10 protein-coding genes and 4 pseudogenes are annotated in these 18,126 nt (G+C 63.6%); 5 read left to right on the top strand and 9 right to left on the bottom strand.

Annotated features, from left to right (window positions below):
- Nucleotides 1-401: 401 nt before the first annotated feature.
- The 8 genes and pseudogenes from ACVWW3_RS07625 to ACVWW3_RS07590 form a co-directional block, all read right to left on the bottom strand.
- A complete protein-coding gene (locus tag ACVWW3_RS07625) occupies nucleotides 402-857 on the bottom strand; it encodes a MarR family winged helix-turn-helix transcriptional regulator (protein ID WP_247345576.1) in 456 nt (151 codons plus the stop codon).
- Between the two features lie 16 nt (nucleotides 858-873).
- Nucleotides 874-1,579: pseudogene (locus tag ACVWW3_RS07620) on the bottom strand (ABC transporter ATP-binding protein).
- Nucleotides 1,576-2,368: pseudogene (locus tag ACVWW3_RS07615) on the bottom strand (ABC transporter ATP-binding protein). Before ACVWW3_RS07615 ends, ACVWW3_RS07620 begins: the two co-directional pseudogenes overlap by 4 nt.
- Nucleotides 2,365-4,254, bottom strand: a complete 1,890-nt coding sequence (locus ACVWW3_RS07610) for an ABC transporter permease (protein ID WP_456671925.1) — start codon at nucleotides 4,252-4,254, stop codon at nucleotides 2,365-2,367. The pseudogene ACVWW3_RS07615 and the gene ACVWW3_RS07610 overlap by 4 nt, the downstream one beginning before the upstream one ends.
- 152 nt (nucleotides 4,255-4,406) lie before the next feature.
- Complete coding sequence (locus ACVWW3_RS07605) at nucleotides 4,407-5,609, bottom strand: ABC transporter substrate-binding protein (RefSeq protein WP_456650435.1); 1,203 nt, start codon at nucleotides 5,607-5,609, stop codon at nucleotides 4,407-4,409.
- An 80-nt stretch (nucleotides 5,610-5,689) separates the two neighbouring features.
- On the bottom strand, nucleotides 5,690-6,274 hold the full coding sequence (locus tag ACVWW3_RS07600; protein WP_247345560.1) for an amino acid synthesis family protein: 585 nt from the start codon (nucleotides 6,272-6,274) through the stop codon (nucleotides 5,690-5,692).
- Between the two features lie 27 nt (nucleotides 6,275-6,301).
- Entirely contained in the window at nucleotides 6,302-7,201 is a 900-nt protein-coding gene (locus tag ACVWW3_RS07595) for a UPF0280 family protein (RefSeq protein WP_456650436.1), read from the bottom strand.
- Entirely contained in the window at nucleotides 7,198-8,655 is a 1,458-nt protein-coding gene (locus tag ACVWW3_RS07590; protein WP_456650437.1) for a 6-hydroxynicotinate reductase, read from the bottom strand. Before ACVWW3_RS07590 ends, ACVWW3_RS07595 begins: the two co-directional genes overlap by 4 nt.
- A 247-nt stretch (nucleotides 8,656-8,902) precedes the next feature.
- Between ACVWW3_RS07590 and ACVWW3_RS07585 the strand changes: the two are divergent.
- Nucleotides 8,903-9,386, top strand: a pseudogene (locus ACVWW3_RS07585) ((2Fe-2S)-binding protein).
- Nucleotides 9,386-12,914 (top strand): annotated as a pseudogene (locus ACVWW3_RS07580) (molybdopterin cofactor-binding domain-containing protein). The pseudogenes ACVWW3_RS07585 and ACVWW3_RS07580 overlap by 1 nt, the downstream one beginning before the upstream one ends.
- On the opposite strand, the gene ACVWW3_RS07575 reads toward ACVWW3_RS07580, so the two are convergent.
- Nucleotides 12,911-13,879, bottom strand: a complete 969-nt coding sequence (locus tag ACVWW3_RS07575; protein ID WP_354103799.1) for a catechol 2,3-dioxygenase — start codon at nucleotides 13,877-13,879, stop codon at nucleotides 12,911-12,913. The pseudogene ACVWW3_RS07580 and the gene ACVWW3_RS07575 sit on opposite strands and share 4 nt — an antisense overlap.
- Before the next feature lie 370 nt (nucleotides 13,880-14,249).
- Between ACVWW3_RS07575 and ACVWW3_RS07570 the strand changes: the two genes are divergently transcribed.
- The 3 genes from ACVWW3_RS07570 to ACVWW3_RS07560 all read left to right on the top strand — a co-directional run bounded on the left by ACVWW3_RS07570 (nucleotide 14,250) and on the right by ACVWW3_RS07560 (nucleotide 17,992).
- Nucleotides 14,250-15,497, top strand: coding sequence for a hypothetical protein (locus ACVWW3_RS07570; RefSeq protein ID WP_456650439.1), 1,248 nt, complete (start codon nucleotides 14,250-14,252; stop codon nucleotides 15,495-15,497).
- Between the two features lie 69 nt (nucleotides 15,498-15,566).
- Nucleotides 15,567-16,595, top strand: a complete 1,029-nt coding sequence (locus tag ACVWW3_RS07565) for a hypothetical protein (protein ID WP_456671924.1) — start codon at nucleotides 15,567-15,569, stop codon at nucleotides 16,593-16,595.
- Nucleotides 16,596-16,606: 11 nt separating this feature from the next.
- Entirely contained in the window at nucleotides 16,607-17,992 is a 1,386-nt protein-coding gene (locus ACVWW3_RS07560) for an esterase/lipase family protein (RefSeq protein WP_456650442.1), read from the top strand.
- Nucleotides 17,993-18,126 lie beyond the last annotated feature (134 nt).

The raw sequence follows: 18,126 nt of genomic DNA, 5'->3' as shown, positions 1-18,126 counted from the left end.
CGTCAAAGCGCGTATCTGACGAAATCAACAATTACGTCTACCCCTACTCGGGCGTAGAGATCGGCAATCCAAAGAGCCCTGAGTGGATTGCCGACCAGCTTCGTCAGATCCGCATTGGTTAATCCCTATTGGACCACCGTCGGCAACGACCGCTGCGTCATCGTCGCCGACGACTGACGCAACCATTGCTTGGCGTACAGCTCCAAGCTCGACGAATACTTTCTCCTCCTACGCAAGAATGGTTCGCTGATCGACATCAATGTCTACGGCAATGCCGTTGGTTGCTTTATGGCGCGTTAGTGCCGTAGGTCGGCAACGCGGAGCGTACCCACCATTAAACGCTTGAAATCTGCAGACGTGGTGGGCACGACGCAAGCGCGCCTTTGCCCACGAGACCGAATTCACCGCAGCCTGTTCAACAGCGACATCAGCATCTCGCGCTCCTTGGCGTCGAGCGGCGCCAGCGTCTCCCGCGTGATCGCGAGCGCGCTCGGCGCTACTTTCTCCGCAAGTTGCTGCCCGGCGCGCGTCAGGCTGACCAGCAGCCGCCGCCCGTCTTCAGGATCCTGGCTCGTCTCGGTCAATCCGCGCGCCGTCAAACGATCGATCACGCCCTTGATGGTCGCGACGTCCATCGCCGTCAGCCGTCCGAGCTGGTTCTGCGAACATGGTCCGGTCTCTACGAGCTTCGACAGCGCAGCCCATTGCGTCGGCGTGATATTGGTGCCGATCTCGCGAGAGAAGATCGCGCTGTGGCGCTGCCAGACCTGGCGCAGAATGAAGCCGACCTGCTCATCGAGCACGTAAGAGGGCTTTGCCGGTTTGACGCCCTTCTTCACCGCGACACTTCTCGCCATCAGCTCCCCTTGCCCCTCACAACGACAGATGCGCATCGCGGATGTCCGGACGCGCGTCGAGCTCGGCCATGGTGCCGCCGAAACAGATGCGGCCGCGCTCAATGATATAGGCGCGATCGGAGATCAACCGCGCGAAATGCAGATTTTGCTCGGAGACGACGATACCGACGCCTTCCTTCCTTCATGGTCAGAATGGCCTCGACCATCTGCTCCACGATCTTCGGCGACAGGCCCTCCGAGGGCTCGTCGAGCAGCACCAGCGACGGATTGCCCATCAGCGTGCGTGCGATGGTGAGCATCTGCTGCTCGCCGCCGCTCATGCGGCCGCCCGGGCGATTTTTCATCTCGCCCAGATTTGGGAACAGCGAAAACAACTTGTCGCGGGTCCAGTGCGGCGCGTTCGGACGCTTCGGCTGACGGCCGACTTCGAGATTCTCTTCCACCGTCAAATCAGTGAAGATGCGCCGCTCTTCGGGAACGTAGCCAAGCCCATCCCGCACGATCTCATGTGTAGGACGTGCAGAGACATCTCTGCCTTCGAACATGATGCGTCCGCTACGTTGCGCGACGAGGCCGACGATCGAGCGGAACGTCGTCGACTTGCCGGCCCCGTTGCGCCCGAGCAGCGCCACCACCTCGCCCTCGCCGACCTCGAAGCCGATGTCGAACAGGATATGGGCCGGGCCGTAATGACTGTTGAGGTCCTGCACCGTGAGCTTCATGCTGATGCTCCCTCGCGATGCCCGGCATCGTAAAGCAGGCCCTCGCCGAGATAGACCGCCTGCACCTGCGGATTGCCGCGCACCTCGGCCGGCGAGCCCTCGGCGATCAGCGTGCCGCGATTGAGCACGATGATGCGGTCGGCGTGCTCGAACACCACGTCCATGTCGTGTTCGGTGAAGAGCACGCCGATAGCTTTCTCCCGCGCGATCTGCGCGGTCAGCCGCATCAGATCGACGCGCTCTCGCGGCGCCATGCCGGCCGTCGGCTCGTCCATCAGCAGCAGCTTCGGCTGGTTGGCCAGCGCCACCGCAAGCTCGAGCCGCTTGAGGTCGCCATAGGCGAGCTCGCCGCAAGGGCGGTCCGCATAACCGCCCATGCCGACCAGCTCGAGCAGGCGGCCGGCTTCGCCGCGGTCGTAGCTCGGGGCCGATCCCCAGAGATTGAACAGTTGTTTTCCCGTGCGAGATCAGTGCGACCTGCACGTTCTCGCGCACCGTCATGGTCGCGAAGGTCGCGGTGATCTGGAAGGTACGGCCGACGCCCATCCGCCAGATCTCGCGCGGCTTCCTGCCGGTGGTGTCCTCGCCAAGCAGGCGTACGTGACCAGTATCAGGCCTGTTCTGGCCGTTGAGCATGTCGAAGCAGGTGCTCTTGCCCGCGCCGTTCGGTCCGATCAGCGCCAAAATTTCGCCGGCGCGCAGCGAGAACGAGACGCCGCGCACGGCGTGGACGCCGCCATAGGATTTGGTGAGACCTTCGACCGCGAGAAGTGGGGGGGCGACACTCATTCGGCGGACTCGATCGGCTTGGCCAGCAAGGGTGATCCCGGTGGCGATGTCTTCCCGCGGCGCTGCGCCAGCATCTCCAGCATGCCGACGATGCCCTTGGGGAAGACGACGACGATCAGAACGATGAAGCCGCCGAGCACGAGTTTTGACAGGTCGGTCTGGCTGATCAGCCAGATGTTCAAAGCCTTGTAGACGATGGCGCCGATCACCCCACCCGACACTGTCTCGACGCCGCCCAGCAGCACCATGACCAGCGCATCGACCGAGAGCGAGATGCCGAGATTGTCCGGGAAGACACTGCCCTTCAGGTAGGCGAACAACGCGCCGCCGATTCCGGCAGTCGTGCCCGCGATCACGAATGCCGTCCACTGCATCCGCTTGACGTTGACGCCGATGGCCTCGCTGCGCAGCGCCGAATCGCGTGTCGCCCTGAGGGCGTAGCCGAACGGCGAGAACACCATGGCCCGTAGCGCGATCGTGACGAGCGCCGCAACGCCGAGCGACAACCAATAGAAATTCGATGGGCTGGCCGCCCATTTTTCCGGCCAGACGCCCAGAATGCCATTGTCGCCGCCTGTTACGCTCACCCACTGGAATGCGATCGACCACACGATCTGTGCGAAGGCGAGCGTGAGCATCGCGAAATAGACGCCGGACAGCTGCACCGCGAAGAAGCCGAACACGGCGGCGCCCATGCAGCCCAGCAGTGGCCCGAGCAACAAGCACACGATCATCGGCAGCCCCGCCATCTTGGCGAGAAAGGCGACGCCATAGGCTCCGAGGCCGAAATAGGCGGCGTGGCCAAAGGACGCGAGCCCGCCGACCGACATCAAGAAATGCAAGCTGACGGCGAAGATCACGAAGATCGCGATCTCGGAGCCGACGGTGAGCGCGTAGTTGCCGGCGAACAACGGCAGCGTTGCCGCCACGATGAGCGCTGCAAGCGCAGCCCGCCGCTCATTCGACGTCAGCGGCCGCCAGGGATTGACGGTGAGACCCGGCGTCTTGCGCGCGGGGGCCTCCGGTTTGCCGAACAGGCCCCAGGGCCGCACGATCAGCACCGCGGCCATCACCAGGAAGACCAGAATGATGGAGATTTTTGGAAAGATCAGGATGCCGAAGGCGTTGAGTTCCGACACCAGCACCGCCGCGACGAAGGCGCCGATGATGCTGCCGAGACCGCCGATCACGACCACGACGAAGACCTCGACGATGATGCGCAAATCCATCGCGTGATGCACGGCATCGCGCGGGATCTGGAGCGCACCACCCGCCGCAGCGAGGAAAACGCCGACTGCAAACACGCTCGTGAACAGCCATTTCTGATTGACGCCGAGCGCTGCGACCATGTCGCGGTCCTGCGTCGCCGCGCGCACCAGCACGCCCCAGCGTGTGCGCTGGAACAAAAGCCAGAGAATGCCGAGCACCACCGGGCTGAGCACGATCAGGAACAAATCATAGCTCGGGATGTGCTGGCCGAAGAAATCAATCGCCCCCCTGAAGCCGGGCGCGCGGCGGCCGACGAGATCATCGGGACCCCAGATCAGCACGACGAGGTCCTCGACCATCAAGGTCAGGCCGAAGGTCGCGAGCAGCTGGAACAGTTCGGGTGCGTGATAGATGCGCCGGAGCAGCACCATCTCGACAATGACACCGATCACTGCCACGGCAAGCGCCGCCATGACGATCCCGCCCCAGAAGCCGAACGTCCCCGACAGGCGCTCGGTGAGCGTGAATGCGATATAGGCGCCGATCATGTAGAAGGCGCCGTGCGCGAAATTCACGATCCGCGTCACGCCAAAGATGATCGACAGGCCCGACGCCACCAGGAACAGCGATGCTGCGCTGGCGAGACCGGTCAGAAACTGTACGACGTAAAAGGCCATTGGCGGTCCGGGTTGAGCGTAAGTCTCGGTATTGGGGCTACATCCTTCGAGACGGTGCTACGCGCCTCCTCAGGATGAGGTCCGGGATCCTCATGGTGAGGAGCGCGGCAGCGCCGCGCGTCTCGAACCACGAGGCCCGGTCTCTCTTTGCATCAATCCTTCGGACGCAGCTTCCCGACTTCGGCGTCGCTCGGCAGATAGTCTCCGCCCTTCTTGTAAGACGAGTCCACCATCACGCCCTTGCCGTCCTTCAGCGCGGTCTTGCCGACATAGGCACCCAGCGTGGACTGGTGATCGATCTTGCGGAAGGTGATCTCGCCAAACGGCGACGGCATCGACAGGCCCTCCGCGGCCGCAATCAGCTTCTCCGGATCGGTCGAGCCGGCCTTCGCCAGGATCGCCGCTGCCGACTTGATGGTCTGGTAACCGACAATCGAGCCGAGGCGCGGATAGTCGTTGTACTTGGCCTCATAGGCCTTAAGGAACGCGTCGTGCTCGGGCGTCTTGATCGAGTACCAGGGATAGCCCGTGACGATCCAGCCCTCGGGCGTCTCCTCCTTGAGCGGATCGAGATACTCGGGCTCGCCGGTGAGGAACGAGACGACCTCGCGTCCTTTGAACAGGCCGCGGGTGTTACCTTCGCGCACGAGCTTCACGAGATCGGCGCCGAAGGTGACGTTGAGGATCGCCTCGGGATTGGCCGCGGCAACGGCTTGCACCACCGGACCCGCGTCGATCTTGCCCTGCGGCGGCCACTGCTCGTCGACCCACTGGATGTCAGGCCGCTTCTCCGACATCAGCTTCTTGAACACCGCGACGGCGGACTGGCCGTATTCATAGTTCGGCGCGATCGTCGCCCAGCGCTTGGCCGGCAGCTTGCTGGCTGCTTCAACGAGCATTGCCGCCTGCATGTAATTGGAAGGGCGCAGTCGGAAAGTGTATTTGTTGCCCTTCGACCAGGTGACGGCGTCCGTCAGCGGCTCGGCCGCCAGGAAAAACACCTTCTTCTGGTTGGCGAAGTCGCTGACTGCGAGACCGATGTTCGACAGGAACGTACCTGTCAGCATCGCCACGCCCTCGCTCGACACCAACTCGTTGGCCGCGGTCTGCGCATCCGCCGGCTTGCCGCCGTCATCCTTGGAGATGACGACCAGCTTCTTGCCGTTGATACCGCCGGCCGCGTTGATCTCTTCGACCGCGAGCTGCCAACCCTTGCGATAAGGCTCGGTGAACGCCGGCAGCAACGAATAACTGTTGATCTCGCCGATCTTGATATCTTGCGCCAGGGCCGAATGAGCCATGCCGCCCGCCAGAAGCGCGAAGGCCGCGCCGACAAAAGTGTTTCCTGCTCGCATCCCAACCTCCAGTTTTGAACTCTCTACGTCGTCGGCATGATCTTGTCGGAGAACCTGTGCCCGTTTCTCCGGATCATGTTCTATTTCAAACCGTCTTCGCCCTTGATCTCCGCAACCGTCAGCCCGCCGACGCGCGGCAGCGGACGGCCGCTGTCGGTGACGGCGACCGCGACCATGATCTCGTTGGCGCGCGGCGCGTCGTTGATCTGAACTTCCATGCCGTCGAAATGACTGCGCACGAAGGCTGCATCCTTGTGGCCCAGCGGAATGTCCAGCGTCGTGCCGGGACCGCTGCGCTTCTTCGACGACGGGATCAGCGCAGCGCCCTTGCTCAGCACCTTGCGCACCGGCGCGCCCATCTTCGGGTGAAGGATCGCGGCTGCATGCTCCAGCTCGCCGTTCTCGCCGACGGCCGCGGCCTTGCCGTAGCTCTGCGCCTTGGAACCGTCGATGCCGAGCGCTGCCACCGCACGCTTCGACAGCAGTTCGCCAAGCTCCTCGCCGATCGCGATCAGCGGCGAAAGGTCCTCGACGTACTTTCCGGCAAAGGGATTTTCGATCACGGCGATTGCCGCCGCACGCCGCGTCGGCGGCGAGACCTGACGGCCCATCTCCATCTGCGTCTCTTCGACGACGGTGACGATCTTGCGGATGATCGCGCTCATAATTGTTTCCCCAAGTCGCTTCCCCGTTCAGGCATGAACCGCGTTCTCCAGCTCAAGCGGGCGCGATCGTTGCCGTTCAATATCTTTCGTTCCGATGACAAGCATATCACCACAGAGCTGCAATACGGCACCCTCGATCAGTCCACGATCGAACAATTTCCGTGCACATTCTGCGCCAAATTCGAGCGCCGTTGCGATTTCAGCCCGCGACAGTTCACCGACATCGCGGGTGACGAGACGCGCGCCGAGATCGCTATCGGGCTGAAGCTCGCTAGCAGGCTTTCGGATGATGGCGGGATGCCCCGGCAGGTCAACCGCGTTGGCGATGAACGTCGCCGCCGCATCGGCCTGCGACGCCGTTCCCGCCAACACAGTCACCGCATCGGCGATGCCGAGCGAAAAACTGCGACCGTGGCGACCGCTGGTGGCGATGCCGCGCACGAGGTCATTCGCCTCGACCCTCATGGCCCGCATCACGCCGTCGCGATCGGGGCGATCCATCAGGCCGACCGAGAAATGCTCGCCTTTGTCGAGATGGAGAGCAATATCGCCGCCATTATTGACGTAAGCTTGATCAAGCGACGCCGCGCCGAGCATCGCGCCGAGAACCTCCTCCGCCACGCTGCCGGCTACCGCCGCCATTGGCGTAATGAAGTCATCAACGGCATAAGGCGCGACCGCGGCGTGCATGCGGCGCGCCACAACGCCCTTCAGTGATGTCCGTTTCGGCTCAGCGGCCGCCCGCAGCTCAGGCAGTTCCGCGCAGAGCTCGTCGAGCAACCCGGTGAACCGGCGCGCCGCCGCCTCATAGGCTGCACGCACTTCGCTCGGCTCTCCCCTTGCCTCGACGATCAGATCAATCGGTCCATCCTGCAAATGCAGCCGCCGGCCACCAGACAGCAACGCGATTTGCGGGAGCCTTGTCATACGCGAGGCCCCGGAATCGGGTTCTGCCAGGGCAATTGGCGGACATCGTCGCCGCCCTGCACTTCGGAGAGCGGCTTGACATAATCCATGTGCCCGCCGAGCGCGGCATAATCGGACAGCTTCATCGTGAATTCGATCGGCGCGACCAGCGCGGGTGTGGGCACGTAGCCGAATGCCCCCGCCGGCATTTGCGCCACGTCGACCATGTAGGTGATGCCGCCTCCGGGCCAGACATAAACAGGCGCGCCGCCACTGGTGACGCGCGTCAGCGCGTCCTTCACCGAACGCGTCAGCCGCACCGGATTATCGGTGACGCCCGCCCGCAGCGAGCCGCCGGCGCCCGCCATAAACAGCACCGTGCATAACGCCGGCTCGCAATTCTCCTGGATGCGCTCGACCGAAAACTTGAGGTCATCAGGCATCTCGGTCTCGACCGGCTTCAGGGCCTCGTCGAGCACGTAATAAGACGAATGCTCGCCGGTCGTGGAGACCATCAGCATCGAGAGACCGGCCTTGGCTTCCTTGGCATCGAACGGCCCGAGGATCGCGAGCGGGTCGGAGATATTGGTGCCGCCCCAACCTGTGCCGGGATCGGCGACCTGGAAATAGCGGCCGGGCGTCGAGCGACGCCCCTTCATCTTGATGCCGGTGTCGGCGATATCGAGCAGCTTGCCGGCCTGGTGCTCGCTGAGCACGCCGGTGATGTGGTCATCGACCACGACCACCTCGTCGACCTTGCCGAGCCACTGCTTTGCGAACATGCCGATCGTCGCGGAGCCGCAGCCGACGCGCATGCGCTCTTCTTTCATGCCGTTGACGATCGGCGGCTGGCCGGCCTGCACTACCACGCTCGCGCCGCCGTCGATGGTGAGCTCGACCGCCTTGCAATTGGCGAGCTCCATCAGCGTGTCGCAGGTGACGCGGCCTTCCTTTTTGGAGCCGCCGGTCAGGTGATGCACGCCGCCGAGCGACAGCATCTGCGAGCCGTATTCGCTGGTGGTGACATGGCCGACTGCCTCGCCTTGTGCACGGACGGTCGCGGTCTCCGGCCCGAGATAGCGGTCGGTGTCGATCTTCACCTTGATGCCGCAATAGGAGAAGATTCCTTCGGTGACCACGGTCACCATGTCGACGCCATCGACCTCTGCCGAGACGATGAACGGCGCCGGCTTGTAGTCGGGATAGGTCGTGCCCGCGCCGATCGCGGTGACGAAGGTCGAGGGCTCGTGGACAATCCTGCCGTCCCAGTCCTCGGTGCGGCTGAACGGGACGAGCTTGCCGCCATGCGAGACGGTGCGCTCCAGGATCACATGCGGATCGACGCGGACGAGCTTGCCGTCGTGATTGGCGTAGCGGTCGCAGGCGCCCGCCGCACCCGGCTTGATGTAGCACATCACCGGACAGGCATCGCAGCGGATCTTGTCGATGGCAGCGCTCGTCGTTTCCATGTGCAAGCCAGCGGAGGTCGCGGTATATCATTTGTATACGAACGATGTTGCGCGCGCTCCGGAAGGCTGTCAAGCGGCGGTGCGGCGCAAAAGATGCGCATGCCGCATAAAACCTCATTTGCCTCTCCGCACTGTCCACAAAGAAGGCATTCGCGCTGCACTGCGGCATGCGCGGCTTGCACGTTTGTGTACAAACGGTATCGTCGCAACGTAGATTTTTCGCGAAGCTTTGGCCGCAGGCTTGGGAACGAGAATGACGCAGACACCGATCCGCCTCACCGTGAACGGCAGGATCCACGAGATCACTGCGGCGCGCCAGACGCCGCTGCTCTATGTGCTGCGCAACGACCTCGCGCTCAACGGTCCGAAATATGGATGCGGCCTCGGTGGAATGCGGCACCTGCACTGTCCTGATCGACGGCGCCGCCGCGCGCTCCTGCGTCATTCCGATCAGTGGCTGCGCCGGCCGCGACATCGTGACGCTCGAAGGGCTCGGCAGCCGCGACAAACCCGATGTCGTGCAGCAGGCCTTCATCGACGAACAGGCGGCGCAATGCGGCTACTGCCTCAACGGCATGATCATGACCACCAAGGCGCTGCTTGCGATCAACCCCCAGCCCACCGAGCAGGAGGCGCTGGCGGCGCTGCGCTACAATCTCTGCCGCTGCGGCACGCATATCGAAATCCTCCGCGCCGTGATGCGTGCGTCTGGACAGCTCGCCGAGGCCGGTGGTTGATGGCCTCCCCTGCCTCGAACGGAGCAGAGCGGCCATTGGGTTCGCTCGTCGTCGTCCGCACGGTGGACGAATGCACATCCGAGACCTTTCTCCGCATCACCGCGGACGGGTCGGTCACGGCCTATAATGGCCATGTCGATCTCGGCACCGGCATCCGTACTGCGCTCGGCCAGATCGCCGCCGAGGAGCTCGATGTCTCCTTTGCGCGCGTCGTCGTCGTGCTCGGCGATACCGCGATCGTGCCGAACCAGGGCCCGACGATCGCGAGCGAGACCATCCAGATCACCGCCGTTCCCCTGCGCAAGGCCGCGGCGCAAGCGCGACATTTCCTGATCGCACGTGCGGCCGAATGGCTGGAGCTGCCGGCTGCCGACCTCAAGATCGAAGACGGTCTCGTGCGCGGGCACAATCGCAGCGTCAGCTACGGCGAACTGATCGGCAGCGAGACGATCCGCCTCGAGCTTGCCGATGACGTCGCCGTGAAGCGTGTCGGCGATTACGCCATCGTCGGCCAGTCGATGCCGCGGGTCGACCTGCCGGCCAAGGCCGCGGGCGAGCTGATCTTCGTGCACGACATCCGAGTATCAGGCATGCTGCACGGCCGCGTGGTGCGGCCGCCCTATGCCGGCGTCGACGCCGGCCCGTTCGTCGGCACTAGTCTGATTTCGGTCGATGAATCCTCGGTGCGCGACATTCCCGGTCTTGTTGCCGTCGTGCGCATCGGCGATTTCGTCGGCGTGGTCGCCGAGCGCGAGGAGAATGCGATCCGGGCGGCGGAGCAACTTGCGGTGAGCTGGAAGCCCACGCCTGATCTGACCGATCTCGCCGACATTGAGACGGCTCTGCGCGCCAACGCGTCGACGCCGCGCACGCTGATCGACAAGGGCGACGTCGATGCGGCGATATCAGGTGCGGCCACGCCGATGCAGCGCACTTACGTCTGGCCTTATCAGATGCATGCCTCGATCGGCCCGTCCTGCGCGGTGGCGGATTTTCAAGACCGCAACATCCGGGTGTGGTCGGGCACGCAGAACCCGCACGTGCTGCGCGGCGACCTGGCGCTCTTGATCGAGCGGCCGGACAGCGAGATCGAGGTCATCAGGTTAGAGGCAGCCGGCTGCTACGGCCGTAACTGCGCCGACGATGTCACCGCGGACGCGCTGTTGCTCTCGCGCGCGGTCGGCCGGCCCGTGCGCGTGCAGCTCACGCGCGAGCAGGAACACGCCTGGGAGCCCAAGGGCACCGCGCAACTCGTCGACGTCAATGGCGGATTGGACGCAGACGGCAAGGTCGCTGCTTACGATCTCGCCACGCGGTATCCTTCGAATGCCGCACCGACGCTGGCGCTGTTGCTGACGGGGCGGATATCGCCGAAGCCGGACGTCCTCCAGATGGGCGACCGCACTGCGATCCCGCCTTACGATTACGACCACATGCGCGTCGTCGCCCACGACATGGCGCCGATCGTGCGCGCGTCCTGGTTCCGCGGCGTCTCGGCGCTGCCGAACACCTTTGCGCATGAATCCTACATCGACGAGGCTGCGACCGAGGCCGGCGTCGATCCGATCGAATACCGCCTGCGCTATCTCAAAGACCGGCGCGCCGTCGATCTCGTCAATGCGGTCGCCGAACGCGCGGGCTGGACGCCACGGCCGGTTCGCGAGGAGAAGGATGGCGAGATCGTCCACGGGCGCGGCTTTGCCTATGCACTCTATGTCCACAGTAAATTTCCCGGCTATGGCGCGGCGTGGTCGGCCTGGGTCGCCGACGTTGCCGTGAACAAGACCACCGGCGACGTCAGCGTGACGCGCGTCGTCGCCGGGCAGGACTCCGGCCTGATGATCAACCCCGACGGCGTACGCCACCAGATCCACGGCAACGTCATCCAGTCCACCAGCCGCGCGCTGATGGAGCAGGTCTCGTTCGAGCGCGGCACAGTGGCAGCGCGCGAATGGGGCGCCTATCCGATCATCCCCTTCGCCGACGTGCCGAAGATCGACGTATTGTTGCTGCCGCGGCCGGACCAGCCGCCGCTTGGCGTCGGCGAGTCCGCCTCGGTGCCGAGCGCCGCGGCGATCGCGAACGCGATCTTCGACGCAACGGGCGTGCGCTTTCGCGAGCCGCCGTTCACGCCCGAGCGTATCCTTAAGGGGCTGCACGGCGATGCATCGACGATGCCGCAGGCCCTGCCCGCGCCTGCTACACCGCAGCGGTCTCGCATCTGGCAAAATCCGTTCGCCAAACGCGCCGGCCTCTTCGCGGCGGTTGCGGCCGTCTGTACCGCGGTAATCGGCATCGGTGCGGCTCTCTTGCCTGGCCGCGCCATCGCGCCGATCGCTCGACCCGATGCATCTGTCTATTCCGCGGCGACCATCGCGCGCGGCCAGCGGCTTGCGGCGCTCGGCAATTGCGCGGAGTGCCACACCACGATCGGCGGCGCGCTCAACGCCGGCGGCCGTGCTCTGGAGACGCCGTTCGGCACGATCTACGCGACCAACATCACGCCAGACGCCGAGACCGGCATCGGCGCATGGTCCTATCCTGCTTTCGAGCGCGCGATGCGCGACGGGCTGCATCGCGACGGCCGGCGGCTCTATCCCGCCTTCCCCTACACGCACTTTTCGAAGACCAGCGATTCCGACATGCAGGCCGCTCTACGCCTACCTGATGGCGCAGCCTGCGGTGCGCGCGACGCAGCGTGCGAATACGCTCGCCTTCCCGTTCAATCTCCGTCCCCTGCTTGCCGGATGGAATGCGCTGTTCCACCGGACGCGCGAGTTCAAGCCCGATCCGGCCAAGTCCGAGGTCTGGAATCGCGGCGCTTATCTCGTCGAGGGTCTCGGCCATTGCAGCGCCTGCCATTCGCCGCGCAACGCGCTCGGCGCCGAGCAGCGTGAGGCCTATCTCGCCGGTGGTTTTGCCGAGGGCTGGGAGGCGCCGCCGCTGACGTCGCTCTCGCACGCGCCAATCCCATGGAGCGAGGACGAGCTTTACGCCTACCTTCGCACCGGCCAGTCCCGCTATCACGGCGTCGCGGCCGGCCCGATGGCGCCGATCGTCAGGGATCTCGCGGTCCTGCCCGACCAGGACATCCGCGCCATGGCCGTCTATCTCAATTCGTTCAATGACACCGCGATCGAGGGACAAACGCAGGACGCACTCGCCAGCAGGCTCGAAGCTTCAACGCGAATCACGGTCGCTTCTTCCGCGGGCGCCCGGCTCTATCAGGGCGCCTGCGCCGTCTGCCACGAGGTCGGCGGCCTGCCGCTGTTCGGCACCCGCCCCTCGCTCGCGCTCAACAGCAATTTGCACAGCGAGATATCGGACAATCTCGTGCAAATCATCCTGCACGGCATCGCCGAGCCGGTGTCGAGCGATCTCGGCTACATGCCGGCATTCAAGAACAGCATGAGCGATACGCAGGTCGAGGAACTCGTCACCTTCCTGCGCAAGCAGTTCGCACCGGACAGGCCGGCATGGAACGGCGTCCGCGAGACAGTCTCGCGCCTCCGGCCCTCAGCACATTAAGCGTGCTTCTTCACGTCCACCGGCGGTGTGCCGTGGGTGTGGAAGGACTCGATCGTCTTGAGGCCCCAGGCCTGCCCTTTCTTGCGCTCCTCTTCCGTCCACACGATCGGCTTCCAGTCGGGCGCGAGGATGAGGCGCGCGCCGGCATTGGCGACTTCGACACGGTTGCCGCCGGGCTCGTAGACATAGAGGAAGAAGGTCTGCTGGATCGCGTGCTTGTGCGGGCCGGTTTCGATGTGGATGCCATTCTCCAGGAAGATATCGGCGGCGCGCAAAACCTCTTCGCGGCTGTCGAGCGCGTAGGTGACATGGTGGAAGCGGCCGGGGGTGCCGGAATGGTCGAGCGAATAGGCGAAATCGTAGCTCTTGTTCGACATCGTCAGCCACATCGCCGCTTCGCGGCCGTCGTTCAGCACGATCTGCTCGGTGAGGCGGCAGCCGAGATAATTCTCGAAGAATTCGCGGTTCGCCTTGATATCAGTGGCGAGGCAGTTGAGATGGTCGAGGCGGCGGACGTTGACGCCGCGCGCTGGAAAGCGCTGCGCCTGGTTCTTCAGTGCAGGCTTCAGCTCGGGCGGCGCCTGATACCATTCGGTCTCGTAATAGAGCTCGACGATGTGGCCGTCGGGATCGCGGCAGCGGAAGGTCGGCCCCTGCCCCATGTCGGCGTCGGTCCAGCCGATATCGAATCCGGAGCCTTTCAGCGCGGCGACGCGGCGCTCCAGCGCCTGCTGGCTGCGCGCACGCAGCGCCATGTGCTCCATGCCTGATGTGTTCGACGCCGTGAGCTTGAGCGAATAGCGCTCGTAATCGTCCCAGCCGCGCAAATAGACCGACTCGCCCTTTTGTCCGCTGACGGTCATGCCCATCACGTCGACGAAGAACTTCAGGCTTTCGTCCGGCTTGGGCGTCAGCAGCTCCATGTGGCCGAGATGAGCAAGATCGAAGATCGGTTCGGGCTGCATGGTTTCCTCCAAGGCGTGGCTTGCGATCCGCCGGACCGGATCCGGCGATCTGGCGCAGGCTGTAATCCGCTCACGCGCCGGTGGGCGGCACCGAGGCCGCCGGTTCATTTGTACTAATGTACAAATGATTAGGTCTCGTCAACAAACTCGTCTTATCAAAGCCTACCCCGATACTACTCGATCGGTCGCCGTCCCATCGTCGATTCTGCGCCAACCTCTACGCCTATTCGCGCAAGGCTTGGGGCATTCACGCGCGGCGATTTGCCGTCTGGTCCCGGTTTATCTTGACGGCGCACGCTATCTCAAGCTGTATGGTGGAAACCCGAGCAGCAGCCAAGCGCTCGGTGCGCCGGGAGTCGGGGGAAGCTCGATGGCCAAGCAATCCGGGAGCACGGGTTCGGCCGGCAGTACGACGCCGGGGGGATCGATCGCCACGATTCGCGCGTTCGGCATCGAAGACACCGACATCAAAAATCCCGAACTCCTCCCACGCCTCGCGCAGGAGTGGACCTATCTCCTGCGGGTTCGCTCGCGCTGGGCTTCCGATTCCGACTTGCGCAAATCCATCGGCCAACGTGCCGCCAAGGACCTCGCCCGCGTCGGCGTGTCGTCCAAACGGTTGCAGGACCTGGCGCACGTGGACCGTATCGAGGTCGAACTATACGACTGGGATCGTCAAGATAAAGAGGCTTGCGCGATCCACGAAGCCGCCTGCGAAATTCCCTGGGAATACCTGCTCAGCGCCGGCACGCGCACAGAGGGCCGTTATCACGGCACCTTGATCTCGCGGCTCTTCAGCAGCGGTTTTGCGAAGGTCAAGCCGCACCCCCCGAACAGCGTCCTTTTCGTCGAGAGCGCGCCCGGACGCTTCGGTGACAAGTACGACTTCAAGGACGAGGAACAGCGTATCGATGCCGCGGTCGGTGCATCCAACAGACCGGACGACGACCCATACCGCACGATTCTGCGAACACCCCAGAAAACTGAACTCGCCGAGAAAGTCCGCAGTGCGAACTGGGAAGCGATCCACGTCACCGGGGTCGATACTCACCATGCCGGGTGGATCATCGATGATTTCTATCCGAACATGAAGAAGAACAACGAGGCGCTCTTCAACACGATCATCGACAAGGCCGGACGGCTGCCTGATGGGATGATCCTTCGCCAGGCCCACGAAAGCGAGCTTCCCGTTCTGTACGAAGAGCTTGCCGAGACCCTTGTGAACCCAACCACCCCACCCCGGATCGTGACGCTCAATCTTTACTATTCCGGCGCGCGTATCGCACGCGAGTTGGTCAGAAAGGGAGCCCATGTCGCCCTCGGTTTTCTCGACGAGATCGATGACGATGTCGCGGAGCTGTTCTTTCAAACATTCTATTGGAACTGGTGCCACGGAACGGATCAACTGATCCTGTCGATTCCGGATGCGTTCCTGATGTCGTGGAAGGCGATGCCGTTGGACGTGCATGGGACATCGATCGTGATCTGGATGGGACGCAGTATTTTCGCGCCGAGCACCGAATCCATCCCGAAGCCGACGTTGAAATCCAGTCCGGCTAAGAGATCTAGTCCGGCCAAGAAAAAGGCATCTTCCCGAAAGAAGAGGGCAGCCTCATGATTCCGATCAAGGTGGACCTGGGGGTCGCTCCGGAAATCAAACTACTCCCTGCTGCACAACAACAGGACCTTGCTCGATAAGTTGACGCTGACCCGGCTTATTCAGCATCCTGTCGATGCGATCACGATTCAAGTCGAGCTCTGCGTCGGCGCCGAGAACTATCCTTACCGCCTTACGATCCCGGTCATGACGGAGTTGCAGCTGCCGCTATCCTCCAAAGTGATCGTCCCCCTCACCGCCAGCCTGACGCGCTCGCTGCATGAACGGGTGCAGTCGGCGGTGTACGTGAAAGTGACTTGCGCAGGAGAGACGGCGTTCGAGGAAACCAGACGTGTCACGCTGATCCCCGTTGACGAATGGATCGATGACACCAAGAACAACCCGTGGCTGCCCTCCTTCGTGCTGCCCAGAGATCCCGCAATTCTTGCGATCATCCGCGCCTCGCGACGCTACCTGATCGGCATTCTCGACGATCCCGGAGCCGGGTTCGACGGCTATCAGCAGGACGAGGATGGCGCCGTCGACCGCCAGGTTCAAGCCATCTGGACCGCGCTCGTGAACGAGTATCGCTTCCAGTACATCAACCCTCCTCCTGCCTATTCCGAGCAGAGTCAGCGGCTGCGCACGCCGAGCGAGATCGTCGCGTCCAACACCGGCACCTGCATCGACCTCGCGCTGCTGCTCGCCTCGTGCCTCGAATATGTCGGCATCTTCCCAGTCGTAGTGCTGCTCAGCGGACATGCCTTCGTCGGCTATTGGCGATCGGAAGAGGCGCATGACGACTTCGTGGGCGTGATCAAGATACCGGCAACGGTGCCGAGCGTCGGGGACGCGGCCACCAGGGACGCGGGACTGCCCTACGTCGATCCCTACGGCTGGAGGCTCACCAAGATGAGTTACGCCGAGATCATGGCCTATGTGACGTCGGGCGACCTCGTGATGCTGGAAGCCACCTACCTGACCGGGGCCTACAGCTTCAAGGACGCGCAAACCGAAGGACGGGCCAATCTGCGTAGCCAAAAGGAATTCGACAGCATGCTCGACATCCAGCACGCACGAAGCCTGAGCGTCACCCCGCTTCCGATCATCGATGAATGACGGCATCGCACATGTCACAGTTTGTTGCGGAAGACCCCGGACGTTTCCTGTCGCAGATCAAGGCGGTCGCGGACAACGACGACCTGTTCGTGCCTCTCTATGTCGATCACGACGACAGAATGGACTCTGTCGCCGGCCTGCGCCGACGCAGACGGCGCGCGTCCAACACACCCGACGACAACATCCTTGCGGCTTCGCTGGTCGAGGAAAACGGTGTCCTGCGCTGGTATGACGGCGTTCCGGCACGCGCGGAAGCGCCACAGCGCCGTCGACGCGCACGGCGGGCCGGAGGGCCGCCGCCACTTCCCGATCAGACGGTGATCCTGACCAAGGAGTTTCCAAGGCTCCAGCCGAACAGGGCCGCCGCAGCCATCGGCGCCATCGACATGCGCCTCAACTCCGCAATCGACGTCTCGCTGCGCTCACACATACGCCAGCTGCGGGGCGGCCCGTCCAACTTCGTCATCGACGCCGCCGATGCCCACGGTCCCTTCAAGGGGCGCACCTTGCTGCTGGTCCACGGCACCTTCTCGAGCGCCGTCAACATGATCGGCGAGTTCCAGGCCACCGCCGACGGCCAGGCGTTTCTTGGCTCCGCCCTGAACGGACCCAACAAGTACGATCAGGTTCTCGTCTTCGAGCACGCGACCCTTGCCGTCAGCCCGGTTCTGAATGCGCTCGAGCTTGGGCGCGCGTTCGTCGATGCAATTGGACAAATCGACGTCATCGCCCATAGCCGCGGCGGCTTGATCGTGCGGTGGTGGCTGGAGGCGTTCGGCCGCTCGCTCGCCGCCACGACGCGCGTCGTCTTTGCGGGCTCGCCGCTCCACGGCACCTCGCTCGCCGCGCCCGACAAGCTCCAGCATGCGCTGAGCCTGCTTTCCAATATCGGCACCTTCGCCGAGAAAACGTTACAGCTCGCCGGTGGGGCCAATCCGTTCCTGTGGGTTGCCGGCAAGCTGGTCGAGGTGGTGATGACCGTCACCGGCACGCTTGCCCACACGCCGCTCCTTGACGGGCTGGTTGCGCTGGTTCCAGGGCTGTTCGGACAATCCATGATCGAAAACAATTACGAGCTTAATCTGCTGCGGCTCGGTCCCTGCACGACTCAGCCCGCCTACTTCGTCGTGCAGTCGAATTTCGAGACGACGGATCCCGGCTGGCAGTTCTGGAAAAATTTCAGGGCACTGCGGATCGGCGACCTGGCCGCCGACGAAATTTTTCCCGACAAGAACGATCTCGTGGTCGATACAGTCTCGATGTCGGACCTGGGAGCGACGGGCTTCCCGCTCGCCATCCACGGCGTCGAGGATTTCGGCAACTCGCCCGACGTTTGGCACTGCAATTACTTTCGCCAGACCAAAACTATCGGCTTCATCCGGCGCAGCTTGGCCTAATCCCCCGGAATCGACGGCTTTGTCGCATGCTCGCGGAACAGCGCGCGCAATTGCCGTCGCAGCGGCACCAGCGGCTTCGACGCGGCACCTGTACGCGCAGAAAGGTCGATGTCAGATCATATGGTAAATCATTC

The sequence above is a fragment of the Bradyrhizobium sp. LM2.9 genome, from assembly GCF_054056555.1.
Note: the sequence above shows the minus strand (reverse complement) of the source record. Positions and strands in the feature narration are given on the sequence as shown.